The sequence below is a fragment of the Paenibacillus sp. OT2-17 genome (assembly GCF_009827695.1).
GTDB classification, from domain to species: Bacteria; Bacillota; Bacilli; order Paenibacillales; family Paenibacillaceae; genus Paenibacillus; species Paenibacillus polymyxa_B.
The window spans coordinates 13,521-29,461 of the sequence record NZ_WUDQ01000004.1 but is presented as its reverse complement, the minus strand read 5'-3'; the positions used below and the strand labels follow the sequence as shown (position 1 = coordinate 29,461).

The 15,941-nt window shown below is 46.1% G+C and carries 13 protein-coding genes and 1 pseudogene; 3 read left to right on the top strand and 11 right to left on the bottom strand.

Annotation, left to right across the window (positions count from 1 at the left end):
- Window positions 1-4: 4 nt before the first annotated feature.
- The 3 genes from GRP75_RS02460 to GRP75_RS02450 all read right to left on the bottom strand — a co-directional run bounded on the left by GRP75_RS02460 (window position 5) and on the right by GRP75_RS02450 (window position 3,057).
- A complete protein-coding gene (locus GRP75_RS02460; protein WP_160788527.1) occupies window positions 5-1,564 on the bottom strand; it encodes a response regulator transcription factor in 1,560 nt (519 codons plus the stop codon).
- A 260-nt stretch (window positions 1,565-1,824) separates the two neighbouring features.
- Entirely contained in the window at window positions 1,825-2,460 is a 636-nt protein-coding gene (gene udk, locus GRP75_RS02455) for a uridine kinase (RefSeq protein WP_013308305.1), read from the bottom strand.
- 75 nt (window positions 2,461-2,535) lie between these two features.
- Complete coding sequence (locus GRP75_RS02450; RefSeq protein WP_103744750.1) at window positions 2,536-3,057, bottom strand: ClbS/DfsB family four-helix bundle protein; 522 nt, start codon at window positions 3,055-3,057, stop codon at window positions 2,536-2,538.
- A gap of 375 nt (window positions 3,058-3,432) precedes the next feature.
- Here GRP75_RS02450 and GRP75_RS02445 point away from each other — a divergent pair, with 375 nt between their 5' ends.
- Complete coding sequence (locus GRP75_RS02445) at window positions 3,433-5,526, top strand: pectate lyase family protein (protein ID WP_160788526.1); 2,094 nt, start codon at window positions 3,433-3,435, stop codon at window positions 5,524-5,526.
- A gap of 91 nt (window positions 5,527-5,617) precedes the next feature.
- Here the strand turns inward: GRP75_RS02445 and GRP75_RS02440 are convergent, their stop codons facing one another.
- From GRP75_RS02440 to GRP75_RS02430, 3 genes are all read right to left on the bottom strand, one after another.
- A complete protein-coding gene (locus GRP75_RS02440) occupies window positions 5,618-5,962 on the bottom strand; it encodes a hypothetical protein (protein ID WP_023986544.1) in 345 nt (114 codons plus the stop codon).
- Between the two features lie 147 nt (window positions 5,963-6,109).
- Window positions 6,110-9,070, bottom strand: a complete 2,961-nt coding sequence (locus GRP75_RS02435) for a DEAD/DEAH box helicase (RefSeq protein WP_160788525.1) — start codon at window positions 9,068-9,070, stop codon at window positions 6,110-6,112.
- Entirely contained in the window at window positions 9,067-10,722 is a 1,656-nt protein-coding gene (locus GRP75_RS02430) for an SWIM zinc finger family protein (protein ID WP_160788524.1), read from the bottom strand. Before GRP75_RS02430 ends, GRP75_RS02435 begins: the two co-directional genes overlap by 4 nt.
- Before the next feature lie 271 nt (window positions 10,723-10,993).
- On the opposite strand from GRP75_RS02430, the gene GRP75_RS02425 reads away from it, so the two are divergent.
- Window positions 10,994-11,650, top strand: coding sequence for an alpha/beta hydrolase (locus GRP75_RS02425; protein ID WP_028541909.1), 657 nt, complete (start codon window positions 10,994-10,996; stop codon window positions 11,648-11,650).
- 111 nt (window positions 11,651-11,761) lie between these two features.
- Here the strand turns inward: GRP75_RS02425 and GRP75_RS02420 are convergent, their stop codons facing one another.
- The 4 genes and pseudogenes from GRP75_RS02420 to GRP75_RS29455 all read right to left on the bottom strand — a co-directional run.
- Window positions 11,762-12,412: a nitroreductase family protein gene (locus GRP75_RS02420; protein WP_023986548.1), complete on the bottom strand. Its 651-nt coding sequence runs from the start codon at window positions 12,410-12,412 to the stop codon at window positions 11,762-11,764.
- A 54-nt stretch (window positions 12,413-12,466) separates the two neighbouring features.
- Entirely contained in the window at window positions 12,467-12,847 is a 381-nt protein-coding gene (locus GRP75_RS02415) for a nuclear transport factor 2 family protein (RefSeq protein WP_028541911.1), read from the bottom strand.
- Window positions 12,848-12,911: 64 nt separating this feature from the next.
- Window positions 12,912-13,862: a helix-turn-helix transcriptional regulator gene (locus GRP75_RS02410; protein ID WP_028541912.1), complete on the bottom strand. Its 951-nt coding sequence runs from the start codon at window positions 13,860-13,862 to the stop codon at window positions 12,912-12,914.
- A gap of 157 nt (window positions 13,863-14,019) precedes the next feature.
- Window positions 14,020-14,097 (bottom strand): annotated as a pseudogene (locus tag GRP75_RS29455) (hypothetical protein); the annotation flags it as partial.
- A gap of 137 nt (window positions 14,098-14,234) precedes the next feature.
- Here GRP75_RS29455 and GRP75_RS02405 point away from each other — a divergent pair.
- Complete coding sequence (locus GRP75_RS02405) at window positions 14,235-15,023, top strand: DNA/RNA nuclease SfsA (protein ID WP_160788523.1); 789 nt, start codon at window positions 14,235-14,237, stop codon at window positions 15,021-15,023.
- A 236-nt stretch (window positions 15,024-15,259) separates the two neighbouring features.
- On the opposite strand, the gene pgmB is transcribed toward GRP75_RS02405, so the two are convergent.
- A complete protein-coding gene (gene pgmB, locus GRP75_RS02400) occupies window positions 15,260-15,919 on the bottom strand; it encodes a beta-phosphoglucomutase (protein WP_028541913.1) in 660 nt (219 codons plus the stop codon).
- Window positions 15,920-15,941 lie beyond the last annotated feature (22 nt).

The following is a 15,941-nucleotide window of genomic DNA, read 5'->3' as shown; positions in this document are numbered from 1 at the left end:
CTCCCTAATAGAGATGCTCCCGGCGGTACTGACTGGGCGAGTAACCCTTCACTTTTTTAAACACTTTGGTAAAATAGCTGGGGTCCGAATAACCTACCGTGCTGCTAATATCCGAAATGGACATCGTCCCCGACCGTAGTAACTCCGCGGCTTTTTCGACCCGAATTTTGTTTAGATACTCGCTAAAACCCTCTGTATGGTGTGCTGTAAAATAACTGGACAAGTAGGAAGGGTTAAAATGAAAATATTGCCCAAGTGTCGTCAAATTGAGCGTTTCAGCATGATGCTCCTCAATATACTCCAGCAGTTTTTTCATGCTTGCGCTACTTCCTTGCTGCGTTTTAGCCATGATCTGTCTGTTCGCTTCCTCCAAAAAAGTCTCCAGAAGGCGCACGGCTTCATGTACATGAGGGGCATCATTAATTGTTTTGAAATAGGAATATTTCGCCGCATCCAGCTCCTTCATATCATACCCCTGATTCCCGAGCAAAATCGTAATGTTAAACACGATATTTCCGAGAAGCGATTTGAATTCAAAAGCGGTAGAGGTATAGTTGCCGGACATGGCGGCTACATAGGATCTCAAATCCTGAAAAGCTGTATCAAAATGCTCACGCTTCATCTCTTCTGTAAACTGTTTTAAGTTGAACGAGCTGTCCACCTGTATAGGCGGAGGGAGTTCGTCTTCTATTAGCAGCGCTGTTCCTGGGAAATAAAAGCGGTAACTCAGCAGTTTTGGCAGTTCATCCTGATAGACGTCACTAATCTGATTGAAGTCATCAAATAAATGGCTAACTGCCCAGCCTGTCTGTGGATCGACCCGCTTTGTCTCCTGAGCAACTTCCCTAACCGCAGCCATCCAGGCGTCTACTTCCCGTGGATCAAGATTGGCTAAAATCACAGCTGCATAGACATCAGACGGCAGTTGTCGCAGTACGATGTGCTCACAGGCAGAGGATACTTGATCTGATAGCTTGGAAAATAGGTCCGAGGCAGAGATAGAGCGTCCTTTATTCTGCGGTGCTGACTGTTCCACGCCTATGAGCGCAAAACGGCTATAAGGAAATGCTTGCTTCAGCAACTCAGCGTCATAGTCCATGCTATACCCGGAGACCAGCTTTTCGATCACATGATCTATCGTAATTTGACTATTCTTAGCATCTGCCTGATATTGAATGGATGGAATTTTGCGAGCGGTTCTCTGGAGCACTTGGAGCAACTCATCCGTGTCCAGCTTGGGCTTTAAAATATAGTCAGCAACCCCTTGCTGAAAGGTAGATCGCACGTAATTAAATTCACCGTAACTGCTAAGCACGATGACTTCGATATCTGGATAGTTCTGTCTGACTATGCGCGTCAGCTCCTCGCCATCCATGATCGGCATTACGATATCTGTAATGACAATATGAGGGCGCAAGGTTTCAATCAGCTCCAATGCTTCTTTCCCGTTAGAAGCCTCACCTACAATTCGAAATCCATACTGTTCCCACGATAAATGGTGTTTAATCCCTTGCCGTACCAATATCTCATCATCGACAATCAAAATGTTGCATAGCTCATTCATGGCAGCACTCTCCGTAATTATACCTATTCGAGGATTTTGCAAAAATCCTGATTCAAAAAAGACCTCCATCACGTGGACGTCATATCATCTGAGGCACATATTTGACAACGCTTCCAACTTAGCTTAAATCTAAAGCATTTAATCTTTACATGCTAACATAAACCACACGGGGATTCCAAAATAATTTAGTCCAAATGGCATATAAAACAACAAAAAAGGCAGCCGAGAAAATCTCGACAGCCTAAACGACCGGGATTACCTTATACAGTACCCCATGTCCGATCTCCTGCCAAATATTTTTCAGTCAAAATAGACAGCAGTTGAATACCAACCTCATTGTGTCCTCCCTCAGGAAGGATCAGGTCAGCGTATTTCTTGGAAGGCTCAATAAATGCCTCATGCATCGGCTTAACCGTAGTCAAATAGTGATCGTGGATCGAATGGATGGTGCGGCCGCGTTCCTCAATATCGCGAAGAACCCGACGGAGAATGCGCACATCAGGGTCAGTATCCACAAATACTTTGATGTCAAGCAGGCTGCGGAGCTTCTCGTCTGACAGCACATGCAGACCCTCCAACATAACGATGTGATTTGGCAGAAGCTCTACCGTCTCGTCCGTGGAGCGTGCATGAACCGTAAAGTCATACACTGGCGCTTGTGTCGCTTGTCCTTTTTTCAGACATTGGAGATGCTCAATAAGCAATTCGTTGTCAAAGGCAAACGGATGATCATAATTGACCAAAGCACGTTCATCATAGCTCAGATGTGAATGGTCTTTATAATAGTTATCCTGAGATATGAAAGTCACTTTATTAGATCCCAGACGCTCAACGACGGCGCGTGCTACCGTCGATTTACCGGAACCTGTACCGCCGGCAATACCAATAATAAGCATGGCGTTTCACTTACCCTTCCCTAAATGTATCCCGATACAACTCAAGTATTGTAGCACAATGCACACTTTTTTTCATCACTGTTGAACTTTGTATTTCTTCCATTTCCGTATCTTGGCTCTGAATGTTTTAAACGGTGCCACCGAGTTGATGTGAATCCATCTTGCCATGGGCCAGTTCGGATTAGTACCCGTCCAGTTGTGAACGCCTTGAGTGAAGAGCTCTTCATGGCTAAGTGTGTCGATCCAATCCAGCCACTTTTGCTCAGTCAACTTGAACATATCGCGTAATTCACGTAAAGATTGGTGGGAATAGGTCTTGTAAAATGATTGATATAGTTCGCCTAGTCTATTCCATTTATAATTGGGAGCGGGCATGATGACGGTTTTTCCTTCCCGTTCGTCCCTGTCCCATGTCATGACAAGATGAAGCCATCCGAGCTGGTAGGCGATCATTTCTGCGGGTGTTTTATCTACTTCGGGGATACGAATATCCTTTTGGCTCTCGTCGATCTCCTGGAACTCACCGTCAAATCGTAAGTAGGAGGCATGAATGGCTTCTTTTAACTCCAATTTGGAAGCGTAGTCGTAGCTGGACATCTAATCGCTCCTTTAAATGATATGGATGATACTCACTCCTTTATATGTACCATTCTCAATATGACAGCTGTATGTCTTATACAAAAATAAAAAAATATCGTTTTTTGTGATTTTATGAAACAGCATTTGGCGTGTTCACGAAACAGGATGCAAAATTAATAGAAAAATTAAGACAAAAGATAAGTAATTAGACATATTTTAATATTTATTTAAAAGCCTATAATTATTGGAGTATAGCGCTTGGGGCCCCTCATTGGTGTTGGGATATTATTCCCTTCATCAGTACGTTATATACCGTTTGGACATGTCATGTCTGATGAACGGTGCAACCGTTGCTTTAGTATTCATGAATCTAATCAAGAAGGGGATTGTTATATGAAGTCGAGTTTGTTAAAAAAATGTGCAAGTGTAATGTTAAGCAGTACGTTGGTACTGTCTTTATCATTACCGTTGCTAGGTCATGCACATGCAGATGGAAATTTACAGATAAGTGACGATTTTGAGCAAGGAGAAGCTCAAGGCTGGACCGCAGGTTCGGGGAACTGGTCTGTGGTCAAGGATGGGAATGGTTCTACATACCAACAATCTAGTCGAAGCGAAAGCCATTCCGTCAAAGGTAATGCCTCATGGACGAACTATAGCGTGCAAGCAGATGTATATGTAAATGATTTTAATGGCTCCAATCGAGTCTACGTTGCAGGTAGATACACAGATTCCAACAACTTCTATGCAGCATCGTTGTACAACAAGAAAGACGGAGCTCTTGAGATTCGAAAAAAAGTCAAAGGCTCTATGAAGACACTGGCTACCAATAAAAAATACAAACTGGACACGAATACATGGTACAGAGTCAAGCTGGAACTATCCGGTTCGGAAATCAAAATGTATGTCAATGATCAACTGGAGCTGTCCGCAACAGACACCAGCCTCACTGCTGGAGCCATTGGTTTGGTAACTTCTAAAACAGCTGCCCAATTCGATAATGTGATTGTATCCGGTGCTTCTTCTGAGGGAGAACCAGGAACACCGCCTGTGAATCCGACACCAGGTACAGAGAAACCGACTCCTGGAGTGGATCATAACGCAACCTCCAAAAATAACTATAATTTGACTGGCTTTTCGTATGGTAATACAGGTGGTGGCAACATTGCGGATACAGATGCCAACTACAAAAAGGTTTACAACGCTGTAGATCTCAACGAAGCACTGAAGAAAGGCAGCAAAGTCAAAGTGATTGAGATTATGAACGATCTTGATCTCGGTTGGAATGAAATTCCTAGTGCTGCCAAAGTAATGCCTTTTAGTGCCAACAACCCTGTACAGACGCATCCTGTTCTGAAAAAGACAGGTGTGAGCAAAGTCTATATCGAAAATATGAATGGGGTTACGATTTTCTCTGCCAATGGTGCGAAAATCAAACATGCCGGCTTTGTTATCAAAAGAAGCTCCAATTTGATTTTCCGTAACCTCGAATTTGATGAACTTTGGGAGTGGGATGAAGCAACCAAAGGGAACTATGATAAGAATGACTGGGATTATGTTACCATCGAAGGTACAAGTTCCAAGGTATGGATCGACCATTGCACATTTAACAAAGCCTATGATGGTCTGGTAGATGTGAAAAAAGGTAGTAACGGAGTTACGATTTCCTGGTCTTTGTTCAAAGGAGATGACCGCAGCTCCAACAGCTGGGTAACCCAACAAGTCAACGCGATGGAAGCAGACAAGTCTTCCTATCCTATGTACGCTTATCTGAGAAGCAGTGCAGTAGGCATGAGTAAAGAAGATATCATTGATATTGCAGCAGGACAAAAGAAGGCTCATCTGATTGGTGCTACGGAAATGGCTTCCGACAATGCAGACCTGGAGGTAACGCTGCATCATAATTACTACCTGGATATTCAGGATCGTATGCCTCGTCTGCGTGCTGGTAATGCTCATGCATATAACATCGTTATGGACGATGCTGGATTGGCCAGAGCCAAAAAAAGAATCACTTCTGACATGGCTAAAGCAATTGCCGCAAAAGGATACCATTTTGACGTCGTGGGTAACGGTGCGATTTCAACAGAAAACGGTGCGGTGTTGCTAGAAAAGTCTTATTTAATTGATGTGTTTTCTCCAGTGCGTAATAATCAAAAAGATCCTAAAAAAGATGACTACACAGGAAAAATCAAGGCTGAAGACGTCATCTTCTCCGACAACGGTACTGTATTCAGAGGAGGCAGCGAAGAAGCGAATAGCCCATTAGCCCCTTATCCTGCGAAGGCCAAGAGCTTCTCGTGGAATGGATTCACAACGTTGCCATACAGCTATACTGCCGAAGACCCTGCTAACCTGGTTGCTCAATTGCAGGCCAAGGATGGAGCGGGTGCAGGCAAGCTGAACTGGTCGAGTGAAAACTGGCTCAAAACGGTGTACAATACGTCCGTTACGAAAAATGCAATAGTGGAAGAAGATTCCGAATAGGTAGGCCATATAAAAAAGCAGCCAGGACAGATATGCTCTGTTTCTGGCTGCTTTTTTGGTTACCTACGTTAAGGCTGCGTTCGGTACGAACTTAACCAATAACGACAAACGAGGACACGCCAGCAGGTACGGTTCTAACCCGGAATAGCGTTCCATCGTCTCTAAAGGTACGCAGAATAAAAGCCTGGTTCGTAGGTGTACGGACTCTGCTGAATCGGGCAGTACCAAAACCATCGAAGCCTGCAGCTTGCACAAAGCTTCCATCTAGACGCCGGAGTATAGCAAAAAATCCGGTTGTGTTAAAAGGAACACCGTTGGTGTTAGCCCAGATGACTGTAAAACGGCGCAGGGTTTGTGTTGGGCTCACATTGCGATATCTCGTAACAGGAACCTTTCTGCCCGTAGATTTCAATGTTTGTGGAGGACGAATGGCCACTTCAAATCAACTCCTTTGTTGTGATGAGATAGTAAATGCAAACAAAGGAGTTTTGGACTGTGTTATAAACTACGACTTCTTAAAAATAGGTATATATCGAACTCAAAATGGCATTCCATGTACATTATAGTTCGATTTTGGACCTCCTTATGCCCAATCGCGTCGTAGCGTAAAGAGGTCTTTTAACGCGTCTGTAGACAACTCAGTAATCCAGCCCTCGGTACTGGTTATGATTTGGTCGCTAAGCTGCTGCTTGCTCTCCAGCATTTCATCAATGCGTTCCTCCAGCGTGCCTAGCGAGATAAATTTGTGCACCTGTACATCCTTCGTTTGTCCCATCCGATAGGCTCGGTCTGTGGCCTGATTTTCAACAGCCGGATTCCACCAGCGATCAAAGTGAAAGACGTGGTTGGCGGCCGTCAGATTCAGACCCACCCCCCCGGCTTTGAGCGACAAAATAAACACGGATGGCTGCTCGGCAGGGGGGAGCGTGTGAGATTGGAATTGATCAATCATTCGGTCACGCGCCGTTTTGGATGTGCTGCCGTTCAGATAGAGCACGGGCTCTTGCAGCTCCTGAGCGAGTACCCGCTGGAGCATCTGCCCCATACCAATATACTGCGTAAAAATAAGGCAGCGCTCGCCCTCCTCCCGCAGTTCCTTGACCATAGCCAGAATGCGCTCCAGCTTGGATGAACGGCTAATGACCGCTTCAAGATCGGCCTGACTATAACCGGAAGCCACGGTATCTGGGAGCGCCTCCTTGGTTAAGAGGGCAGGATGGTCACAAAGCTGCTTCAACTGGGTAAGGGCGGATAAAATGGCTCCTTTCCGCTCAATCCCTTCCAGCTTCTGCATCCGTTCCATCAACTCTTTGACAATCTGGTCATAGAGCGCGCCCTGCTCAGAGGTCAGATGAATGTAGGTTTTCATCTCATTCTTGTCAGGCAAATCAAGCTGTATAGCAGGGTCCTTCTTCTTGCGCCGCAGCATGAAGGGCTGAACCAGCTTTTGCAAATCTAACGTGCGCTGCTCGTTATGTTCCTTCTCAATAGCATTAATGAAGCGATTGCTAAAGGCGCGTGAGCTGCCCAGATAACCCGGATTGATAAAATCATAAATGGACCATAGCTCTGACAAGCGATTTTCAATAGGTGTCCCGGTCAACGCAATCCGATGACGTGCAGGAAAGCTGCGCACGGCTGTGGATTGCTTGGTTTGCGCATTTTTAATGTTCTGCGCTTCATCCAGGCAGACTGAATCCCAGGTCATGCTTTGTAGCAGCTCTTGATCCAGGGTTGCCGTAGCGAAGGAGGTCAGGATGACATCGGCCTGCTCGACTTCTTCGCGGAACAAGTCTCCCTGCTCCCGCTTGCTTCCATAGTGCAGCATCACCTTCAATGAAGGGGCGAAGCGGCTGAGTTCCTTCTGCCAGTTGCCCAGCACCGAAGTCGGGCAAATCAGCAGCGAACTGGAGCGGACGCCCGTCTCGGCGGCAATATCCTGTAGGTGCAGTAAATAAGTAATAAACTGCACTGTTTTACCGAGTCCCATATCATCGGCCAGACAGGCACCCAGTCCAAAGCGACGTAAAAAAGCAAGCCATGCATACCCGTCCCGCTGATACGTCCGCAGCTCGGCTTGCAGCCCGTCCGGCACGTCCAATGCAGGCCATTCCGACTGCCGTCCGAGCTGGCTGATCAGCTTCAGCAGATGGGCATTCAGCTCGACTTCCAGTCGGAAGCGTGCCGCATCCTCCGGCTGCTCGCCCGAGGCGTCGCCTTCAGGCTCGTCGGCGTTGCCGAGCAGGTGTAGCTGCAGGATGTCCTGAAAGGACAATCCCTGAGCACTGTCGATCCCGGCCATGGCCCGGCGGATCTGCGCCAGCAACGCGGGGTCGAGCGCGATCCATTGCCCGCGGAAGCGTACCAAGCGCTCGTTGCGAGCGACCAGCTCGGCGAATTCCGACTCGCTGAGATCGGCATCACCGATGGCAACACGCCAATCGAACTGGACAATCGAGTCCAGTCCGAACAGCGAGCTACCCTTCGTGCGCTCTCCCGCCCCTTCGCCCGGGCGTACCTTGGCCCGCAGCTTTGGCTTCTTGCGGGTAGCTGCCTCCCACCAAGCCGGGAGCAGCACCTGCCAACCGCTTTCCAGCAGACGCTGGCTGTCGGTCGTCAGGAATTGCCACGCCGCTTCGTCGGAGAGCGGGCGATTCAGCACGTCATCGCGGCTTCCGGCACGCTGCCCGGCGGGCAAAATCGAGGTCAAACGTTCTAGCCACCCGGCTGAGCGCTCACGGACATGTGCTGTCCAGGCATCGGGCCATGAGCCGGATGCGTACCCATCATCGGCGAGCTGTACAGACACCAGCAACGCCGGGTCAAGCTTGTCCTGCAACACAAGCTTGAGCTGCCAGGACGGCTCGTCGTCCTCCAGCTCTGGCTCCAGCAGTTGCAGAAGTGGCCGAAATGGCGCGGTATCGGCTTTCCAGCCGATGGCGATGAGCCAGGCCCGCGCGTCCAGACCCGCCGCCGGGCGATTGGGGGCGAAGAGAATCGGATATTCTCTTCGCAAATCGGCGGCTTCCGCTTCGGTGCCGTACCAGCGCTGAAATACGGCAGCCGAGAACGCCGCTATCAGCCCATCCTGCTCGCCCTTCTCCAAGCTGCCTAGCAAAGCAAGCTCTGCCGGTTGGATGTTTTCCAGTGCTTCCGCATCCCACTTCCATTGCAGCTTCCCTGCCTGGAATGCCGTGAAGCTGGGCACATATGCTTTCGCTTCAATACAGTGAGCAAGTAAAGGGATCAGCCGAAGCCACGGGGCATGGGCCTCGTCCCAGATCCATTCGATGTGCTTCAGCAGTTCCTGCTCTGCCAGAAAAGGAATCACTTGCTCCGAGGGCAGCAGGATAATATCCGTGTCTTGAACATGTTGAATCTCCAGCTCGGTGCCATAAAACGAAGCCTCATGCCAAGCAAACAAACGCTGCTTCAGAATTTGGCCGGAAATGCTATAGTTCATGGAGGAATCGCCATAGATCAGCGCGTCTCCATAGGTAGTTAATTGGATATGCACGGTAATCGTTTCGGTATATTGATTCATGATAACAATTTCCCTTTCCGTAATTCCTCCTGTAGCGCCCGCAGGCGGCTATGACGGCTGGTGAAGGTCGTAAAGAACAGCTCCCAGCGTGATTCCTGCTTCATTTTCTTGTACAGCTTGAACAGTCGCTTTAACAGCTTGACTGCTGCTTTATAGCTGGCCCTGTTTTTTTCCAAAACATAGCGTTCTACCGCCTGATGGTAAAAGGGGAGTAGTAACTCAGGCGCATTCTTTTCAATGGGCTGCAACACACTCACCCGAAAACTCAAAGGTTCACTGCGTATGCTTAGCTGATAGTCGATCCATGACCGCCATTTTTCGTGGGCAAGCAGCGCCTCTTCATACATTCCCCCGGCAAATGGGAGCATACCCACCAGCGTGTCCCACATGTCCTGCTCTGCCTCTGGAAGGTACTGCAAAACCACATCCCAATCATGCATATAATCCTGTAAATGGTCATCCCGATGACTGTGAAGTAGGGGACCGATATGCCGCAGTCCGTCCTTGAGACGTGCCCAATCCTCGGCTTTGCGCAACGCCTGTAAGAACAAAAGCAATTGGTTGGAAGAGATTTTTAGTGGAAAAGCTCGTTCCGCTTCCTGAAGAAGTACCCAGGCTTCATTATCCTGCGATTGGTAAATATGCATCCAGCTACGAGCCAACATCCATGGAAGCCGTGCTAAAGTTGTGCCGAGATCCTCCTCAGCCGCCTGTAAATGCTGTAATTCCTCCGTATATATGCTGGAGTCCTGTCTTTCGGGGTGCATCCAGTTCAGCCAAAACTGATAATACGTGTCTGAAAAATAAGTACCATTACGCGATTCTGTCAGCATTTTTCGGCGCAAATAGGCTAAGGTTTCTGCGATACGGGCTTCTTGTATCGGTTCATCGGTCAGCCCCAGCGGGCTTTCAAAATCACGCTCGATAGCTTCTTTAAGCTCATCGGCGGCGATTTGCGTGTAATACCCCATATAGGTATGAGAGGGATAGCCCGGCATGGGAGACTGAGGCACCAGCTTTTCCAGCACACGCAGATGAGCATGCAGTCCGTATAGCTGTTGCATGCCGGGTGAAAGCGGTGGCTTCACAGCATAGATCGAGGCTAAAGCGCTTTGGACATATTGGGAATTTTGTGTGTTCACACGGTTAAGGGCGATACACTGATCGAACAGATCATGCCACTCTGAAATGGGCATGTCTGGTATCTTGCTTGCTGTTTTACTGAGAGCGTTTCTTGTTGCTTCCCTGTGATCCGGTGAAAGATTCGACCGGGAAGGAGGTACAGTACCCGTGTCAGCTTTTGCCGCCAATCGAGTGAATCCCGCCGAATGAGCGTTCACTAAAGCATGTACAGAACGTTCTTGTTCATTCGCGTAATTCAGTAGTACGGCGATCATATGCTTGCAGTTGGTGTGGACAGGGCACGTACATCTGCTGGCAGCAAAAGCGCTTAAGTGGAGATCCACCTCGTATAGCTCGCTTCCATCCACGACAGCTGCAATATGATCGGCATCAGGCATTGCGAACTCTTTTACCTTTCCTTGCTTAAAATACTGGAAACCTCGTTTGATCGTCACGTCATTAAAATGGTCAGCCACGTTTTCAATAAGCTGTTGCCACTGTATATCATCCATAAGATAAGTTGGTTTCATATGCATTAGTCTCCTAAGAGAGAATAGTTGATCGGGTAGTAGCTTAACTCTTCCATTATATCAGTTCACGAATATAAATTGAGTGGAGGGAGCAGTTGGAAAGTTTTCATACGGGTTGACATGTTTCCTTTTGAAGAGTACATTTCTATTATAAATATAAAATAAATATTACTAATATTTTAGGTTTGATGATCCTGTTTAGGAATGGTTTGTAGTGAACTGTATCCGTGGAGGTATGCAATAAACTTATTGTTAAGAGGGGGGAAATAATATGTCGTCTTTATATAGCTATGATATTCACCTGCCCAGCCAGCTTGATCCCAACCGTAAGTATCCAACCATTTTTACACTGCATGGGAAAGGGTCCAATGAGCAGGATATGTTCGGAGTTGTAGGGCCGTTGTCAGAGGAATTTATTATCATCGGCATTCGTGGAGACCTTCCCATGAGTGGAGGATTCCAATATTATGAGCTGAAAAGTCTGGGTAATCCGCTGCGTGAGCAGTTTGATCGGTCTATTGAACAGCTTCAGGCGTTCGTACAGTATGCCACAGATAAATATCCGGTTGATCCTAGTAAACGGTATTTCCTCGGCTTCAGTCAGGGAGCGATTTTGTCGATGTCACTTGCGCTTACCCTTGGCAATCAGTTGAAGGGGATTGTAGCGTTGAACGGCTATGTACCTGATTTTGTGAAAACAGAATACGCGCTGCAAAGCATAGAGGACGTGTCCGTATTTATTTCCCACGGCGAATACGATTCTGTATTTCCAGTGAGCATCGGCCATGAGACGGCGGCATATTTCCAGACCAGGACTTCTCACTCCACATTCAAAACATACCCGACGGATCACGGTGTCTCACCAGATAACCAGCGAGATGTGCTTCAGTGGCTGCGTGAGGATGCGGGGATAAGCTCGAAGATGTAACCAGCCTTGGTATTCGTTTTTTTGTTGTAATAGGTTATTAGGCTGGTTGCCTTCTTGCAGAATGAACTAAAAAGAACCATCTTGAGACAGATGGTTCTTTGTCGCGAATACTTAAAAGGATTCATGAATAACTAATTCATTAAGGGAGAAACGTGTTGTTGGACGTGCAGGGGTTGCGGCTACACCAAGGGTGACAATCATGACAGGGATAAACCGCCCAGGAATATTCAGAGCTTCAAGCAGTCCTGCAGGATTAAATCCACCTATTGGACCACTATCGTAGCCTTTCGACTTGGCAGCTAACATGAGTTGCATAGCTGCGAGAGCTGCATTTTTGTTTGCTTCATCCCTAGCGAATTGAGGGCTTTGATAGCCTCCTTCGATTTGGGAGAACAAGATGTCTCGCACTGCTTTCGAGATGAATTCTGACTCATAAAGACGGTTATACATTTCTCTGCCAGTTCGGTTTGCCTCAAGATCACCGAGAATGACAACAACAGCAGAAGCATCTGAAATCTGTTGCTGTCCATAGGCGATCGGTTTGATTCGATCTTTTTGTTCTTGATTCTGGATAACCAGAAAGCGCCAGTGTTGAAGATTCCAGGCTGAAGGAGCTGTCGCGGCAAGTTCAAAAATTTCATTCAACGTTTCTTCTGGGATGATTACGTTTGTTTTATACTCTTTGGTAGCATGTCGTTCACGCAATATTTTCTCAATAACTTCTTCCGCGTTCTCAAAATTAGATGTATTATTTTGGTTCACAGTAGGTTCTTCCTTTCAAGTATCAAAGCTTATTATTTATATAGATCCAATGGTTTAGTGTTTGGATTGAGTTGCAGCGTAAGCAGCAAAAGGTGTTCCATCGTAGATCACTTGAACGGAGGAAATCTTGTTATCCTCTACGACGATGTATTCGGCAACCGTTGCATCCGGAACTGGAATAGTGTTGGAATGATATACGATCACAGCCTCCTTATTATCTCCAAATGCTGTAATGAGTGTTAGCTTGTTAATCATCCGGGCAAATCCTTCTGCAAAATTTTGGAATGATTCTCTACCTTCAAGGTTACCTAAGGGAGAGGTCGTAGTGACTTTGTCCGAAACCAGCGTCATCAGCTTTTCGATATCTTTATTTGCCATCGCTTCAAAATAAGCTTTTGCGATCACCAGTGCATTGTTGTTTTCATTTGTATTCATGTTGAATACCTCGCTTTCAGTTGGAATAATTACAATATACAAGCCTTCTACTGACAACAGTTTGTCAGTAGTTCTTCAACATACTTTCCACTTCTTTTTTGACACGACTTCGAAAGGATTCAGGTTTCAATACTTTAACATTAGATCCCCAGCTCAAAATCCAATGCAATAATTCCTCAGCATATCGAACACGGAAGTCTACATAATAGCCACTCGGAAGAAGCTCAGCATGTTCCATAAAATATATTTTTGATTCATCGACTTTATCTGCAACCTCGGGCTTAAATACGGTTCGAATGGTTACATGTCGATCATCTGCCGGACGATACGTATGCAAATTGAAGTCCCGAGGTAATTCGAAACTTTCGATCATTGTACTCACATCACTCATGCGAGATATTTTAAAATGTCGATGCTCTCCTCTGAGATCACACTGAGCCACAAGCAGCCACCCTCCTTGCACAAGAACTAATCCTAAAGGTGCGGCTGTTCGTATCGTTTCACGACTATTCTCCGATTCCGATATTCGCTTCGTATATTTGAAATGTATTTTCTTTCCCTCCATCATGGCAATACGAATCGTTTTTATATTGGATTTTTCCCTTTCACCTAATTCAGGGTCTTCAGATTGAAGTCGAAAACGGATACCACTGCGGATTCGATCAGTTTCATGACGAATGGGGTCAGGTAAGATCACTTCAATTTTTCCCCGAGAGGACTGAGCACTTTGACTATATTGATTATCAAATCGCTGTTCAATGAATTCGGCTCCAAGTAAAAGGGAGACCGCTTCCTCCACCGTAAAGCTAATCGGGGGTAGGAAATACCCTTCAATTAAAGAGTAGCCGTGTCCAGGTGCACCGATAATCGGAACGCCAGATTCACTAAGAGCCTGAATGTCTCGATAAATCGTACGTACACTGGTTTCTAACTTCTCCGCTAGTTCTTCTCCCTTTAGAACCTTCCTACGCTGTAGCTCCAATAAAATCGCTAATTGCCGTTCGGTTTTATTCAATTTCCATCCCTCCTGTGTTTCAGTTGTATTTATAAACCTAATTGTTTTTAATCACTATAAAAAAACACTACTGACACTTGTGTGTCAGTAGTGTTCTCTCCATCAGAATTTGGTCTATAGAAAGTAATGATTCCCGGTTGTCATCCTAGATTATTATTGCCCCGCGCTTTTTAAACGGAAAGATAATTAAAACGGTATTGAACATCAAAGGTAACAATAGTGCAGTCCTCACCGCCGGAAAATACGTCCTACCATCACCCTCCTGACACACTGTTGTCAGGAGACGAGCAGTATAGTTTTATGAGGGGTACACAGTTCCATGTGGTTTCTGTAGACGATCCAAAATCGCTGAAATGAAGGAGCTTAACTGTAATGGAGAATATAAGCAGTCATTTTCATTTTGCTTCTCCTCTTCTTGAGGGTGTAATTCGAAAAAAGAAAAATCGATTTGTTATGATGGTTGAACTGGATGGGGAGCTACACGATTGCCATTGTCCTGCTACAGGCAGTATAGGAAACATTGTCTTTCATGATATCCCATGTCTGGTTTCGCGTAGTAATGACCCTAACAGAAAAACACAGTTCACCATTGAAGCCATTTCACTGGATCTACCATCCGTTGAATCGAAGTCATGGATTGGGATTAACCAAAATGCGGCCAATCGGTATATCGAACATTTCATCACAAGTGGTCAATTTAAAGATATGATTGGCGATTTCCAGACAGTCATCCGGGAAACGAAGCTTGGTAATTCAAAACTGGATTTTCTGGTGGATCAAACTTATGTAGAGGTCAAAACGCCATTAACCACTTTACATGTCGAGATGGGCGATCATATTGTAATCAAAAAAAACGCTGAATTTAATTCTTTTGAACGTTTTATCAAGCACATGGGTGAACTCAGTGGAAGTTTATCTATAAATGAACGTGCGATTTTGATTGTTTGTTTAGTTTATGAAAACAATGGATTCAAAGTTGGGAATTCTGGGAAACACAGCGGTTATGTTATGCAAACCGTTCAAAATTCCATCAAAAATGGAGTTGAAATCTGGCAAGTTGATTTACAAATTAATCCCGATGCAGTTAGCCTGACGGGCTATTACAACATTACCAATCAATTTTTAACAGGCGATATTATTTCTGAAGAAATATACAAATAGCTACTGACACACTTTTGTCAATTAAACTCCAATATAGTGATGCTACTGAAGAAAATGATATTTGCTATTCATCTTCACCAAGCAACCATTAATTGTTTGTTAAAAAGAGTATACCTTTACAGACAGAAAATAGACGGTGACCTAGCGGCGGATCTCATCTGGTTTTTGGAGCAGACAAAAAAGACCGATTCATTAAGAGTCGGTCTTTATGATCCTTATAATCTTTTTTTTCTTTTTCATCCTCTGATAAAATGTGACTCCAACATGCTCAGAGAAAGCTCGGCAGTAGTGGCTACCACGATATCCGCACCTTGCATTTGCGAAGGTGTTCCTACACCGACCGCAAACATCCCGGCACCCTTGATCGCCTGTATGCCAGCCTGTGCGTCCTCTATACCGATACATTCGGCAGGCTGAACGCCTAGATTTGCGGCTCCGGTGAGGAAAATTTCCGGGTCAGGCTTGCCATGCCGAATGGCGGTAACATCCACCACACTGTCAAAATAGTAGGCTAGCTCCAGTCGCTCCAGGATAAACGTTGCATTTTTGCTTGCAGAGGCCAGCGCGATGCCGATTCGGGCTTCACGAAGTTCTGTCAGTAGCGCTTTAATGCCTGGAAGAATGTCCGAGGGCGTTACAGCTGAAATGAGCCGCTGATACTCCGTATTTTTCCGTGTGGCCAGTTCTTGCTTGCCTTCTTCTGAAAACTTATCGGACAGGTTACCGCGCGCCAGTATTTTGTCGAGCGATTCCGTACGGCTGATTCCTTTTAACTGTTCATTAAATTCCCGATCAAAAGGGATGCTCAGCGCTGCCGCCAAGCTGCCCCATGCTTGAAAATGATATTCTGCAGTATCTGTAATGACTCCGTCCAGATCAAAAATGACTGCTTTCATTTGGTTTCCCCCTGTCTGCCCG

Coding starts and splice junctions, on each gene's coding strand:
- GRP75_RS02460 (WP_160788527.1), bottom strand. CDS start 1,564: ATGAATGAGCTATGCAACATTTTGATTGTCGATGATGAGATATTGGTA.
- udk (WP_013308305.1), bottom strand. CDS start 2,460: ATGCTTATTATTGGTATTGCCGGCGGTACAGGTTCCGGTAAATCGACG.
- GRP75_RS02450 (WP_103744750.1), bottom strand. CDS start 3,057: ATGTCCAGCTACGACTACGCTTCCAAATTGGAGTTAAAAGAAGCCATT.
- GRP75_RS02445 (WP_160788526.1), top strand. CDS start 3,433: ATGAAGTCGAGTTTGTTAAAAAAATGTGCAAGTGTAATGTTAAGCAGT.
- GRP75_RS02435 (WP_160788525.1), bottom strand. CDS start 9,070: ATGAATCAATATACCGAAACGATTACCGTGCATATCCAATTAACTACC.
- GRP75_RS02430 (WP_160788524.1), bottom strand. CDS start 10,722: ATGAAACCAACTTATCTTATGGATGATATACAGTGGCAACAGCTTATT.
- GRP75_RS02425 (WP_028541909.1), top strand. CDS start 10,994: ATGTCGTCTTTATATAGCTATGATATTCACCTGCCCAGCCAGCTTGAT.
- GRP75_RS02415 (WP_028541911.1), bottom strand. CDS start 12,847: ATGAATACAAATGAAAACAACAATGCACTGGTGATCGCAAAAGCTTAT.
- GRP75_RS02405 (WP_160788523.1), top strand. CDS start 14,235: ATGGAGAATATAAGCAGTCATTTTCATTTTGCTTCTCCTCTTCTTGAG.
- pgmB (WP_028541913.1), bottom strand. CDS start 15,919: ATGAAAGCAGTCATTTTTGATCTGGACGGAGTCATTACAGATACTGCA.